Genomic DNA, 13,655 nt, shown 5'->3' with positions numbered 1-13,655 from the left:
GGTATTAGGGGGGTAGTGGCGAGGTGGAGTGTCCCCACCCTGTGGCTTGCGGGTTGTCGTAGAAGTACGGCGTCCACCGGCGTCCGGTACGGGAGACGCCGGCCTCGCCGGTGCCGGGGCCGCGCAAGCGGTCGGTGCGGACCTCGCCTCGGAGCCGTACAAGTCGTTCACCACTGACGACACCGGCCCAGGCGAACCGATACCGGCACACGGCAACATCTACGCCTAGCACGGGCGGCCAGGAACGGCACGACCCGCTCGATGTCGTGGCTGTTGTTCGCCTGCTCGTACTCGCCCATGAACGAGGCGAGTTCAGATTCCAGGGCTGCTTGATCCGTCACGGCGACCATCCTGCCGACGTTGCCGACGGCCGGCCCGTCGCGCGACCCCTGATCGCTTACGACCGCTTGCCCTCTCCTGCGGTCCCGTCGGCACGGTGGAGAGCGGGGTGTCCGCTACAGGCCATGGACGGTGGTGAGGTCGGTGAGGCCCGAGATCGTCAGCACGGGAGCGAGGAGAGGGGTGGCCACCAGTTCGACGCGGTCGGCGCGGGTGAACAACACGTTGAGGCCGGCGCTGTCCAGGTACTCGACGCCCGTGAGGTCGAGGACGATCGGGCCGCGCGTGGTGTCCAGGGCGTCGGCGAGGGCTTCGGTGTTGGTCATGTCGATCTCGCCGACGGCTGTCAACAGCGTCGTGCCGTCGGGCCGCCGGCCAGGGGTCAGGGTGAGCGGAGTGGTCATCACGCGATCCTCGTGTGCATGTCGACGGTGGTCCCGGTGGCGCCCGTGGTGATGGTGACCTGCTGCATCATCGCTTTCATCAGGATCACGCCGCGCCCGCGGTGAGCGTTGGCGTCGGGTTGCGGGGTCTTCCACCGACCGCTGTCGGCGACGGTCAGGCGCACGTCGTTCACATACGCCTCGGCGCGCAGCCGGACGGGGTCTCCCGGGGCGTGGCGGTGGCCGTGTTCGATGGCGTTGGCGCAGGCTTCGCCCACGGCGACCAGGACGTTCTGCGCCGTCTGCGGGGGCAGCTGGCATCGCTCGAGCCAGGTGCGCAGAGCTTTGCGGACCGGCGCGAGCTGCGACGACTCGGCGGGGAAGGTCATCTCCAGTGGTGCAGGGTGCCGGTACAGCAGCAGGGCGACGTCGTCGTCGTAGCCGTTCTCGGGTGCCAGGCGGGTCATGATCTGGGTCGCCAGGTCGTCGACGGTCGCGTTCCTGCCGTCGTGGACGGCTTCGCCGGCCTGGTCGATGCCCTCGTTCAGCGGGCGGCGACGGCGTTCGACGAGGCCGTCGGTGTACAGCAGCAGGGTGGCGCGGGCGGGGATGGTGCACTCCGCCTCGGGACGCGGTCTGCCGGGGCGGACGGCCAGCGGCAGGGAGCGCCCGTCCTCCAGGAGGTGAATGGTGCCGTCGCGGTGGGCGAGAATCCCCGGAGGGTGGCCGGCGCTGGAATAGGTCAGGCGGCCGGTTGCCTGGTCCAGGACCCCGCAGAACACGGTGGTGCACAGGGCGCCGGGGATGCCGGCGGCGAAGTGGTCCAGGGCCATGAGGGTCTGGGCGGGACTGGCGTCCTGCAGGAGCAGGGCACGGCAGGCACTGCGCAGTTGTCCCATGACGGTGGCCGCTTCCAGTCCCCTGCCGACGCAGTCCCCGACGACGATGCCGGTCCGCCCGTCGGGCAGGGCGACGGTGTCGTACCAGTCACCGCCCACCTCCAGCGGCGGGGTGGCGGGCTCGTAGCGAACGGCGAATCCGTCCGGCAGGTGGGACGGGCCCAGGATCGCCCGCTGGAGGGCGATGGCGGTTTCGCGCTGCTGGTCGATCTGGTGGACACGGACCAGGCCCTGGGCCAGGTGTCCGGCCAGCAGCGACAGCAGCAGCTTGTCCTCGTCAGTGAAGGGCCTGCTCTGCCCCAGGTCCACCCACAGGGCCATGGGGCCGTCGGGGTGCTCGACCGTGATGCCCGCACTGGTGTGGTCGGTGACGGGAGTCAGCAGGGGTCGCTCGCACAGGGCGGCGAGTGCCTCGCGCCGGTCGGCGGGCAGCTCCTGCCAGTTGGGCGCTGCGTCCGCGGCGGCGAGTACGGGCTCAGCCCGTTGACCGAAGACGGCGGCCAGGACCTGGCGGGCCCGCCACAGGTCCTTCAGTTCGCTCAGGGCACCGGTCAGCGCCTCGGGCAGACTGGTGGCCTGGGAGAGGCGCAGGCTCAGTGCCGCGAGGGCGCTGTCCCGCTGGACGGCGTAGTGCTCGGCCGTGACGTCACGGAAGGTGCCGACGATCACGCGGTGCCCGGTGTCAGGGTCCTGTACCGGGTTGAAGGCAGCGTCGATCCACAGCCGATGCCCGTCGCGGTGGGTGACGGGCACGGTGCAGCGACCGTGTCCCTCCCCCACCAGGCGGTCGAACGCGTCGGCGATCTGCTGGTGAGCCTCGGGATGGGTGTCGGCGTCCGGCCACCACGGGTGCACAGGCCTGTACGGCAGCTCTCCGGGTCCGTAGCCGAGGATGTCGGTGAACGCGGCGTTGATCTCGATGACCGCACCGTCCTCGTCGCAGACGAAGAACGCCTCCTGCAACGAGTCGACCAGTGCGGTGCGCCACCGGGCGTGATGCGCGCGCAGATGGGACAGCTCCACGTTGGCCCGCACCCGTGCCAGCAGTTCCGCCGCTGCGAACGGCTTGACGAGGTAGTCGTCGGCACCGGCCTCGAGGCCCTCGATCGAGGCTTCCTGACCGGCTCGGGCGGAGAGCAGCAGCACGGGCACGGGGGCGGTACGCGCATCCGTGCGCAGCTCCCTCACCAGGGACAGCCCGTCGAGTCGGGGCATCATGACATCGCTGACCACGAGGTCGGGGGCGTCGGCTCGGACGGCCCGAAGGGCTTCGTGGCCGTCGGCGACCGCCTCCACGCGGTATCCGGCGCCCCGCAGGATGCGGGTGAGGTACTCGCGCATGTCGGCGTTGTCGTCCGCGATCAGCACCCGTGCCGGGACGACGGATCCGGAGGTGCGGGGCGCGACGTTGTCGGAGGTCGGCACCATGGGCGTGTCCGTGTCGGACGTGCCGGTGGGCAGCCAGCGCAGCGCTTCCAGGACGTACGGCTCGGCCGTGGCCGAGACGGCCGCGGCGGGGGCGGCCGGTGCGAGGGCGTCCGCGGGCAGGTGCGCGGAGCCGAAGGGCAGCCGGATGGTGAAGCTGGTGCCCTTTCCCGGTGTGCTGTCGGCGCTGATGGTGCCGCCGTGCAGGCCGACGAGCTCCTTGACCAGGGCGAGGCCGATACCGCTGCCCTCGTCGGAGCGGGAGCGGGCGGTCTCGATGCGGTGGAAGCGTTCGAAGAGCCTCGGCATTTCCTCGGCGGACACCCCGATACCGGTGTCGGCGACCGTGATCACCGCATGGTCGTTCCCGGCGCGGGTCGCGACGGTGACGGAACCGTCGAAGGTGAACTTCAGTGCGTTGCTGAGCAGGTTGAGGACCACCTTCTCCCACATGCCGCGGTCGAGGTACACCGGCTCGTCCAGTGGGGCGCAGTCCACCTCGAAGGCCAGACCGGCCTTGTTCACCGCTGAGCGGAAGACACTGGCCAGCTCGGCGGTGACCGCCGACAGGTCCACCGGTTCGTATCGTGCCTGCATACGGCCGGCTTCGATGCGGGAGAAGTCCAAGAGGCTGTTGACGAGTTTGCCCAGTCGCAGACCGTTGCGGTGGATGGCCTCCAGCTCTTCGCGCACACGGGGCTCGGTGCCGTCGAACCGTGCACGGAGCTCTTCCACCGGCCCCATGATCAGTGTGAGCGGGGTACGGAACTCGTGGCTGATGTTCGAGAAGAACGTCGTCTTCGCCCGGTCCAGCTCTGCCAGTTCCTCGGCCCGGCGCTGTTGGGCCTGGTAGCTGCGCGCACTGGCGATCCCGGCCGCGACGTGTCCGGCGACCAGCTCGACGAATCCGCGGTAGCCCTGGTCCAGGGGGCGGTACCGGTTGAGTCCGGCCACGAGGAAGCCATAGGGATCGCTGCCCTGTTGCAGCAGGGGGACGACCAGGGCCCGGGCGGGTGGCTTCGGCCACTCGCCGGCGGGCAGCGCGGTGAACGGGGCGCCGTCGAGGGGCAGGACCACGGACTCTCCCCGGGCCGGGGCGGCGGCCGGCCACAAGGCGTCCCCCACGTCCCCGGCGTCCGCAGCGCCCCCGACGTCCCCGACGTCCCCGACGTCCCCGACGTCCCCGACGTCCCCGACGTCCGCCGGAAGGTTGACAGGCGCCGCGGGGTGCCCGGCGGTCAGCCCGGTGGCCCCTGCCAGGCGCGCGCCGCCGTCCGGCTGGAAGAGATACGTCAGCGTGAACGGGAGGTCGCGGGGGTTGCGGCCGAGTTCCTGACCGACGAAGGCCAGCATCTCCTGCTCGGTCCGTACGACGCTGGGGTCCGAACCGAGGTCCCGCAGCGTGGCCATCCGCCGTTCGCCGATGACCCGCTCGGTCTCCTCGCTGACCACGCAGAGCATCCCGACCACCCCGCCGGTGTCATCCCGCAACGGGCTGTAGGAGAAGGTGTGGTAGGTCTCCTCGGCATACCCGGATCTCTCCAGGAAGAGCAGCAGCGCCTCGTCCCAGGTGGCCCGGCCCGTCGTCAGGACCGCGTCGATGCGCGGGCCGATGTCGTCCCAGATCTCCGCCCACACCTCACTCGCCGGACGGCCCAGTGCCCACGGGTACTTCTGGCCCAGTGTGTCCCGGCGGTAGGCGGCGTTGCAGAAGAACGTCAGGTCCGGTCCCCATGCCATCCACATGGGGAACCGCGACGACAGCAGGATGCTCACCGCCGTCTGCAGACTCTGCGGCCAGTTGCCCGGCGGTCCCAGCGGGGTCGCCCCCCAGTCCACCAGAGCCAGGTCCCCGCCGACCTCCACGTCAGCGGCGAACACATCGGCCGCCGCGCTCGGCGGGCGGTGCTCGTCATCTGCAGAACGCTCCACAGGAGACCCTCTCGTCCGTGTCGTCCACCCCGGACCACCGCGCGAGAGCAGCGTGGCCGACCCACGCGCCGCGTCCTGGAGAAGGCCACGTACCCACCGAGAAGGCGAGCAAGCCGTCACGGCCGGCTCGGTCTTTCCTGCCCTGCACCGCAATCGTCCGCCCCGTGTCGAGGCCGATCGTTTCGTAGGATAGTTCGATCATCCAGGGGCATCCGCATCCGGAATGGTGCAAGAGCCAGAAGCACGGACAGTGCCGTCAGAGCTGTCGGCACGCCTCCTGCTCGGAGCGTCTCACGGCTGCGGGCAGACCGGCGACGTCCGCCTGCTGCACACTGTGGAGAGTGCCCTCGGCAGTGGGTCCGAAAGTCGGCGGCAAAACGCCCTGCTTGCCCTGTCCATGTCCGAACCGCCCGCATCACCCCGTCAGGAGCACCGGTGACCGAGTCCACTCTGACCGTCGACCAGCAGATCCATGAGGCCGGTCCCATCCTGCTGAAGGTGACCGGCGAACTGGACCATCACACCGCGCCATGGCTCACCGAAGCGCTGGACGACGTCCCTCTCGCCCCCGGCGCGGCCCTGGTGGTCGACTTCTCCGACCTCACCTACTGCGACTCCACCGGCATCACCGTGCTCGTCACCGCCTACCACCGTGCCGAGGCCGCGGGCTCCGCCTTCAGCCTGGCCGGACTCGGACGCGACCTCACCCGCATGTTCCAGACCGTCGGCCTCGACCAGGTGTTCGCCCTGCATCCCACCGCGGACGCCGCCGTCGCCGCACTGCGCCACTGACGGGTTCGCCGCACCGAGCCCGTGCCCGACCGAGGGCGCGGAACGGCGGCGTCAGCGGTGCCTCGTCGCCGGACGAGGCGGCACAGCTCCTTGCCGATTTCTTCCATGACAGCCTGGTCGACGGGCGGGGCGACCGGGCTTTGTGGCCGCCGGGCCTCATGCTCGGCAAGGGCGGCGTCTGTCCCTGACGGGCGCCCGTGGCGCGGCACGGAGGGTTCCGCTCCGGTGGGATCTGCCGGTGCCGTCGCCCTAGGCCGGCCGGCAGGCGCCGCCGGCTTACCGGTTCGTTGGATCGCCCGGGAGCCTGGACGACTCCGGCGACGGGGCGGATCGCAGTCAGGAGCCGACGATCCGGCGCACGTTGTCGACAGCGCCGCAGTCTGCCTTGAGGTGACGCTCGCGCTCTTCCATGAACGCTGCGCCCAGTTCCTCCCGGCGCTCCATGGCCACGTTCTCGCGCGCTCCGTTCAGGATGGTGCGCTCCTCCTCGTCGGCGTGGTGGGTGACCGCCTGCACGAGTTCTTCCAGCTTCTCGTCCCACTCCTCGGAGCCGACCTCATCGACTTCCAGGAGTTCCAGGAGCGCCTTGTTGCCCTCCTCGTGCTCCTCCTCGCCGTGTTCCAGCTCATCGTCGTCGATCTTCTTGTAGCGCTTCAGGGCGGGATAGACCTTCTCCTCTTCCGCCAGAGCGTGGGCGATCAGCAGATCGGAGAATTCACGAAGGGCGGCAGCCCGGTCGGCTTCGACGCTGCGCATCAGGCGAAAGAGATCCTCCATCTTCCGGTGGTCCTGGAGGATGAGTTCAACCACGTCTTGTGTCTGCGCCATGGGAGTAAAGATCACTTTCGTGCGGGGGATGTTGCAGGGATCCGGCTACCCCGTCCTGCGGTGTTCAGCGGCACAACCTGATCGAGCCGGGAAGAGTGCCGCCGGCACGCCGGCCGCCGCGAGCACAACGCGGATGCCGGGCTATAGTCGTCTGGTCGCGAAAAACGATGTTCCGCGGTCCACCGCCGAACATCGCGCATACATCGATGCAGATGGTTCTGATCGGTGAGCGTCTCCTTGCCGAGACCGGGCAACCCGTCCGCTTTCGGCGCCGACCGTCGCCGGCACGTGCCGGCGCACCACAGGAGCGCTGCATGCAGAAGACCATCGCCATTGTCGGAGCAGGACTGGGCGGCCTGACGCTCGCCCGGGTACTGCAGGCGCACGGCGTCACCGCGACGATCTACGAGGGCGAGGCGTCGGCGGCGACCCGCACGCAGGGCGGCCTGCTCGACATCCACGAAGAGACCGGACAGGTCGCGGTGCGCGCAGCCGGTCTCCACGAGGAGTTCCTCGCTCTGGTCCGCCCGGGCGAGGACGCCAAGCGGGTGGTCGACCGACAGGGCACGATCCTGTACGACCTGCCTGCGGACCCCGGTTCGGCCCGTCCGGAGGTGGATCGTGGCGAACTGCGGCGCCTGCTCATCGACTCGCTGGCGCCCGGGACGATCAGGTGGGGTCACAAGCTCGCCTCGATCCGGCACCGCGTGGCGGGCGGTTACGTCCTCACCTTCGCGGACGGTTCCGCCACGCACGCCGACCTCGTCATCGGCGCGGACGGTGCCTGGTCGAAGGTGCGTCCGCTGCTCACCCCCGCAGAGCCTGTCTACAGCGGAACCTGCTTCATCGAGATCGCCCTCGCCTCGCGCAACGAGGACTGTCGGGCAAGCGTGGCCGCGATCGGCAGCGGCACGCTGATGGCGGTCGCGCCGGGCCAAGGCATCATCGCGCACCGCTACGCCGACGGGCACGTGCGCGGGTACGTGGCACTGAACAAGCCCGAGGAGTGGATGAGGTCGATCGACTTCGGCGACCCGTCGGCCGGCCTGCGTCGACTCGCCGACGAGTTCGATGGCTGGTCGCCGCTGCTCACCGCCTTCGTGACACACAGCGACGCGGAACCGTGGCTCCGACCGATCTACGCCCTGCCCGTCGGGCTCACTTGGGACAGGGTGCCCGGCGTGACACTCCTCGGTGACGCCGCGCACCTGATGTCGCCCTTCGCCGGCGAGGGTGCGAACCTCGCCATGCACGACGGCGCGGACCTGGCCACGAAGCTGGTTGAAGAACCCGACATCGAGGCCGCGCTCACCGCCTACGAAGAGCAACTGTTCGTTCGTAGCGGCGACTCCGCCGGCCGCTCGGCGCAGAACCTCAAGGACTTCTTCGGCCCGGAAGCACCGCAGAGCGTAGTGACTCTGTTCGCTCGCTCCTGACGAGGAGATCGACATCCCCCGAACCTCCACGGTCCGGGGGCACATGGAGCGGGCGCGTCGCCTCAGTACCAGACGGAGAACGTGGCGTCGGCCCTGGCTGTCGCGGTCGAGATCGGGTCGATGCGCAACGCGTAGTCGAAGTGCCGTATGTAGCGGTCCGGGTAGTTGTGGGAGCGGAACGACGACCAGGAGGGGTCGGCGAGGCCGGCGGTTTTGTGGAAGGTGGCGTCCTGGGCGAACTTCGCGGTGCCGTCGTTGGCGTCCTGTCGCAGCTGGAAGTAGGCGTGCCGCAGGTAGCGGGTCGGGTCGGTGACCGACTGGAAGGAGACACCGGAGGAGTCGGCCAGCCCGGCCACCATCTTCCACTCCGAGTCGGTGTACGGGTCGAACGGGTACGGGTCGATGCGGGCCATGGAGTCGACCTGGCGCCAGTACCTGTCCGGGAAGTTGTAGGACTTCAGCCGGTTCCAGGCCGGCTTTCCCCACTTGGCGACCATGTTGTCGTAGACCGTCTGGGGAATCTGCTTGATGTCGGCGTGCTTGGAGTTCAGCGGCTGGGTGTAGACGCGTCGGTCGGTGGCGGTCCAGGTGCCGGTGGAGAGGTCGTTGGTCTGGTAGGCGTAGAAGAGTGCGTTGGCGTCGCCCCACAGGTACCAGGTGCCGGCGGCCTGGGCGAGGATCGGGCCCTCGATGCCGCCCTGGGGCGCCAGGCCCGAGGTGAACTGAGTGAAGCTGCCGGGAGCGAGCGAGGTGGACTTCGCGCCCGTGAGGCTGTTGTGGCCCTTGTAGTACAGGTAGTTGACGCCGTTCACGTCCTTGACCAGGGTGCCGTCGATGATGTCGTAGCCGGGGTCGAAGAAGACCTGCGGTGACGTCACGGTCTGGAAGTCCGTGGTGTAGTTGACCATGATCACGTTGTGGCCGCTGCTGTTCACGGCCGAGTAGATGATGGCGTACTGGCCGCGGGAGGGGTCCCAGAAGGCGTCGGGCGCCCAGGTGTGGGTGGCCATGTCGTGCAGTTTCAGCAGGCGGTAGTTGTCGAAGGAGCGCAGGTCTGCGGAGTCCCAGACGTGGATGTACGGGGTCTTCTTGGTCCAGTCGGTGCCCTTCAGGTTGGTCGCCATGACGACGTAGGTGCCGTCCTGCTTGGGCACGATGACGGGGTCGCGCAGACCGCCGTCGCCGGCGGTCGGGGTCACGACGGGGTTGTTCTGGTTCAGCGGCATCCATTGCAGCGCGTCGGTGCTGACGGCGAGGTGCAGGCCGTAGTCCGTGCCGAGGTTTCTCGGTGACTGGGTGAAGTAGGCCATGACGAACGGGGAGTTCGTCGCGGCGCTCGCGGACCCGCTGCCGAGGGTCAGCGCGCCCGTCATGGACAGCGGTACCGCAGCGGCCATGCCGAGGAACAGCCGGCGCGACGGGAGAAGGGGTTCGGTCATCTGGTGCCTCCGGGGCGTGGGAAGGTGCCGCCGCTGGAGAACCCGTGGGCGGCTCCGGGCCGGGGCCGCCCACGGGTTCCGTCTCTCGTCAGTTCCAGGGAGCCGCGGTGAGCCAGCTGGTGTCCTGGGCCCACGACCTCGTGTTGTCCCAGGCGTTGGTGCCGCCGTTGCCGGCTATGTAGGCCGTGTAGTTGTAGTGGCGGAGGTATTTGGTCGGGAAGTTGGAGGACTGGAAGGAGGTGCCGACGCCGCCGTTGCCCGGGGTGGGGCAGAAGGTGGCGTCCTGCGCGAACGAGCTGCCGCCGCTGTCGGTGTTCAGGTAGAGCTGGTAGTTGGAGTGGCGCAGGAACTGGCCGGGCTTGTCGGCGGACTCGAAGGACAGGCAGGAGGTGTTGGCCAGTCCGGCGCGGACGATCCAGGTGGCGTTGGCCTTGTCGGTGGCCGGGCTGGCGGAGGTGATGTTGGAGATGACGACCTTGGTGTCGGCGCTGTTGTGGCGGAGGTAGTCCGTGGTGCAGCAGGGGGACGTGGTGGCCCGGAGGGAGATCCGGGAGCCGGGCGTCAGTGAACCGGTGCTGGTCGAGCCGCTGTTGTAGCCGGCGGCGGTGATGTTGGCCTGGACGGCGTTCTCGGTGGCGTCCGAGGGGTAGCCCGCGGTCATGACGCCTTCGTAGAAGGTGCCCTGGCCGGTGTTGCTGTTGTCGCCGCCGATGCCGAGGATGATCGCGCCCTGCTTCTTCATCGGGTTGTAGCCGCCGGCGGTGGGGCGGATGCCGTCGTAGAAGGTGGCAAGGCTGCCCGACTGGGCGTTGCCGCCGCGGATGGCCCAGTGGTTCGGCTCGCCCTTGACGATGGCGGTCGTGAACCGGTGGTTGATGGTCGGGTCGCCCGTGTTCACTCCGCGGTTGACCCCCGAGAACAGGCCGTTCTCCAGGTCGGCCATGATCCAGGGGCCGGTGCCGCTGCCGGAGCCCCAGCCCGTGCTGGTGCCGAAGTAGATGGCCTCCATGGTGCCGTTGCCGTCGTCGTTGCCGGTCGTCTCGGCGTTGCCGTAGTCGAAGCAGCAGCCGCCGTTGACGTGCGTGCCGTCGAAAATGGCGTACATGCCCTCGGGCTGGTCGCCGGTGGCGATGCCGTTGGTGTTGTTGTTGCGGTAGCCGGTGCCGGGGGCCACGTAGACGCCGTACGCCTTGTGCCCGCCGACGGTGACCGGCGCCTCGAAGGCGTTGGCCAGGTTGTCGTTGCCGTTCTCCGCCGGACCGGGCCAGTGGCCCTTGAGCGCCTGGGTGAGGTTGTTGTGCTTGGGCGACTGGTCGTAGATGACGGTGATGACACAGCTGGTGTTCGCGCAGAACGAGTCCTGCTGCGCGGCGTCGGCGTATCCGCCCGCGCTCAGCAGGCCGATGTCCTTCGTCGCGTTGTCGGAGGCGCGCTTGACCTGGTACAGCGGGCCGTTGTAGGCCCCGTACAGGGCGCGGGTGGTGCTGTGTGCGGCGACGCAGGGGGTGTTGCCCGCGGCGTAGATGTCGCAGGGCCCCTGGGTGGCGGCCTGCGAGGGGGCGGCCGTGGCGGTGAGCAGGCCGGCGGCGAGGGTGGCGGTGGCCCCTGCGGCCAGTAGCGTGCGTCTGACGCGGCGTATCCACTGGTTGTCGATCACGAAGAACTCCTACGCAGAAGGGAGCGGGAGATGCGTGGATCTCCCGGGTGCAGCCATTCCGGCGGCAGCACGGCCCGGCCCGGCCGGTAGCTGTGCCGGCCGAGGCGGCGGTGAGGCCTCACCGTGGGACGGTCGGGGCTGCCGCGCGAGCCGGAAGGGTGGATCCGTACGACGGTGTGCGCGGTTTCGCCATGCGCCGTGGTGACGGCGGGTCAGGACGCGCGCGTGTGCATCGGGCAGAGGCCCTCGCAGACGTCCGAGAAGTGGTGCATCCGGCACCTGTGCGTGCCGGATGCACGACCGCGGTCCCCTGTCAGGAGGGGATGATCTGCCACTGCTCCTCGGGAGCGCGGTTGTAGGTGAACTGGTTGATGTTGGCCCCGTCGGCGGTCGAGCCCGCGTCGACGTTGAGCGACAGTCCGCTGAACCGGTTGACGAGGTAGTAGTAGCCGTCGCCGGTGGGTGTGACCGCCCAGTGCTGCTGGGGGACGTCGGCGTCCGACCAGATGGCGACGTTCCCGCCTTCGGCCCGCGAGAGTCCGGCCACCTCCATCAGCTTCCCACTGTTGACGTTCTTGATCTCGTAGTAGCCGTCTCCGGTGGAGGCGAAGGTCCACTTCTGAGCGGTGTTGTTCAGCCAGGGCCACTGCTGGATGTTGGTGCCGTTGGCCGTGCCGAAGTTGAATACGTCGGCGACCTTGCCGCTCTTGCGGTTGACGATGCGGTAGACCGTGCCGTCGCCCGGGAGGACTCTCGACACCAGGGCCGGCTTGGCCGTCCGGCCGCCGATGTGGACGCCGCCCATGTTGGCGTAGCCACCGGTGGCCGCGTTGGCCTGGACCCGTACGAAGCCCACGTTCCGGGCGGGCCATTCGGCCACCTTGGTGGCGCGGTCGGCGGCCCAGGTTCCGCTGGCGACCTGGGTGAAGTTCGTGCCGTCGGTGCTGGTGGAGATCGTGTACGAAGTGATGTCGCCGTCGGTGGTGTTGGTGCGGTTCCACTGCTTGGGCAGGTACTCCAGGGTGGAGACGTTGCTCCACACCCCGCCCAGGTCGATCGTGATCGAGTGGGGCAGGGCCGGCGACAGTCCCCAAGTCGACCAGCAGGTCTCGTAACCCTTGTCACTCAGTCCGTCGATGGCGTTGAGCGGTCCCTCGCCGGCGTGGAATCCGGTCGCGTAGGCGCTGACGGGCGTCACGGGGTGCTCGGCGCGCAGCATCTGCATCGGCAGGGGCGGGCGGGAGGTGTCGGGGCTCCAGGCCGCGCCGACTTCGGCGAGCCGGTTGACGATGTTGGTGTCCAGCTTGCCGTTGCGGTTGGGCGGGCAGTTGAGGATGAACGAGGTGTACTTCGGTTCCAGGTCGGCCAGGTGCGAGAGGATCGCGTCCTTGCTCATGAGGCTCTCGGTCGGCGTGGCGGGGTGCCAGAACCAGCCGTTGCTGATCGTCTGCCCCTGCGTGGCGGCGTAGGTGTTCCCGGCGGGTGCGCTGACACCCAGCGGCTCCTCGAAGTAGATGGCGTCACCGAGGAACGGCACCGACAATGCACCGTGGTCGATCATGACGATGTCCGGCTGGAGCGACTTCACGTGTTCGCGGATGCGCTGGTAGGAGACGGCCTGCTGGCCCATCTGCCACCCGTAGCCGTCGGTGACGAAGAGGTCGATGGTGCCGTAGTTGGTGAGCAGCTCGGTGATCTGACCGAGGATGAAGGTCATGTCGCTGGGCTGGATGGCGTCGGTGGTCTGCAGGCCGACCCCCGTGTGCCGGCTTTCCCACGCCTGGACGCCGTAGGTGCGGTCCCATATCGAGTAGTAGAGCCCGACTTTCAGCCCCTTCGCCCGGAAGGCGTCGCAGTACGCCTGCACCACGTCGTGCTTGTAGGAACTGTTCGCGACGTTCTGGGTGCCGAAGGCGCTCGGCCACAGGGCGAAGCCGTCGTGGTGCTTGGTCGTCAGAATGCCGTAGCTCATCTTCGCCGCTGCGGCGGCATCGGCCCATTGGGCGCAGTCCACGGCCGTGGGGGCGAACAGGGTGGGGCTCTGGTTGGGGGCGGCCCACTCCTGGTTGGTGAACGTGCCCAGGTTGAAGTGGTTGAACATGCCGAACCGCATGTTGACCAGCTTCTCCAGATTGGTCTGGAGGTCCGCGGCGGCCGCCTCCGCCGCCAGGAGCGACAGCTCGGGGACCACGGGCAGCGCTGTCGCAGCCACTGCGGCGCCCGCTGCGCCCAGCAGGGTACGACGGGACAGGCTTCTTCCTGACGACATGGGGGGTACTCCCGGTTTCGGGTGGCTCTGATGTATCAGCGCGAGGGGCGAGGGGCGGCACCGGATGTTTCAGGCGAGGTCCTCTCTCAGGGCTGCAAGCGCCGAATGTCAGGCATGAAGGTCGGCGATGTAACCGCCCTGTGTCAACAGGTACGCGGATGAAAGCGTTCAAACGCAGAGCGAAATGGGCTGCTTTGGCAAGTTAGATGCTGCTTATTCAGCGGCAGACATGCCATGTTTCGCAGCGGCCGACCCG

General features: G+C 68.8%; 9 protein-coding genes. 2 read left to right on the top strand and 7 right to left on the bottom strand.

The annotated features are described in order from the left end of the window. Positions 1–167: 167 nt before the first annotated feature. From H295_RS47315 to H295_RS0133740, 3 genes are all read right to left on the bottom strand, one after another. Complete coding sequence (locus tag H295_RS47315; protein ID WP_158691094.1) at positions 168–350, bottom strand: hypothetical protein; 183 nt, start codon at positions 348–350, stop codon at positions 168–170. A 105-nt stretch (positions 351–455) separates the two neighbouring features. Further along, positions 456–743, bottom strand: a complete 288-nt coding sequence (locus tag H295_RS0133745; protein WP_020139778.1) for an STAS domain-containing protein — start codon at positions 741–743, stop codon at positions 456–458. Next, positions 743–4,978: a SpoIIE family protein phosphatase gene (locus H295_RS0133740; protein ID WP_028809992.1), complete on the bottom strand. Its 4,236-nt coding sequence runs from the start codon at positions 4,976–4,978 to the stop codon at positions 743–745. The genes H295_RS0133745 and H295_RS0133740 overlap by 1 nt, the downstream gene beginning before the upstream one ends. 435 nt (positions 4,979–5,413) lie before the next feature. On the opposite strand from H295_RS0133740, the gene H295_RS0133735 reads away from it, so the two are divergent. Then, the gene (locus H295_RS0133735; RefSeq protein WP_020139776.1) at positions 5,414–5,770 is read left to right on the top strand and encodes an STAS domain-containing protein; all 357 of its coding nucleotides are present in this window, start codon (positions 5,414–5,416) and stop codon (positions 5,768–5,770) included. A gap of 336 nt (positions 5,771–6,106) precedes the next feature. Here the strand turns inward: H295_RS0133735 and H295_RS0133730 are convergent, their stop codons facing one another. Beyond that, positions 6,107–6,598 carry a hemerythrin domain-containing protein gene (locus H295_RS0133730; protein ID WP_028809991.1) on the bottom strand — a complete coding sequence of 164 codons (492 nt, stop codon included), beginning with the start codon at positions 6,596–6,598 and terminating at the stop codon, positions 6,107–6,109. Between the two features lie 314 nt (positions 6,599–6,912). On the opposite strand from H295_RS0133730, the gene H295_RS0133725 reads away from it, so the two are divergent. Further along, on the top strand, positions 6,913–8,034 hold the full coding sequence (locus H295_RS0133725; protein WP_020139774.1) for an FAD-dependent oxidoreductase: 1,122 nt from the start codon (positions 6,913–6,915) through the stop codon (positions 8,032–8,034). Between the two features lie 62 nt (positions 8,035–8,096). On the opposite strand, the gene H295_RS0133720 is transcribed toward H295_RS0133725, so the two are convergent. The 3 genes from H295_RS0133720 to H295_RS0133710 all read right to left on the bottom strand — a co-directional run bounded on the left by H295_RS0133720 (position 8,097) and on the right by H295_RS0133710 (position 13,399). Next, positions 8,097–9,473 (bottom strand): glycoside hydrolase family 43 protein, encoded by a 1,377-nt coding sequence (locus tag H295_RS0133720; protein ID WP_020139773.1) that lies wholly within the window; start codon positions 9,471–9,473, stop codon positions 8,097–8,099. An 88-nt stretch (positions 9,474–9,561) separates the two neighbouring features. After that, entirely contained in the window at positions 9,562–11,130 is a 1,569-nt protein-coding gene (locus H295_RS0133715; protein ID WP_020139772.1) for an alpha-L-arabinofuranosidase B, read from the bottom strand. Positions 11,131–11,443: 313 nt separating this feature from the next. Further along, the gene (locus H295_RS0133710) at positions 11,444–13,399 is read right to left on the bottom strand and encodes an RICIN domain-containing protein (protein ID WP_199788650.1); all 1,956 of its coding nucleotides are present in this window, start codon (positions 13,397–13,399) and stop codon (positions 11,444–11,446) included. Positions 13,400–13,655 lie beyond the last annotated feature (256 nt).

Source organism: Streptomyces sp. 351MFTsu5.1 (genome assembly GCF_000383655.1).
GTDB classification, from domain to species: Bacteria; Actinomycetota; Actinomycetes; order Streptomycetales; family Streptomycetaceae; genus Streptomyces; species Streptomyces griseorubiginosus.
The sequence above is the reverse complement of the archived record's forward strand: the minus strand, read 5'-3'. Positions and strand labels throughout refer to the sequence as shown.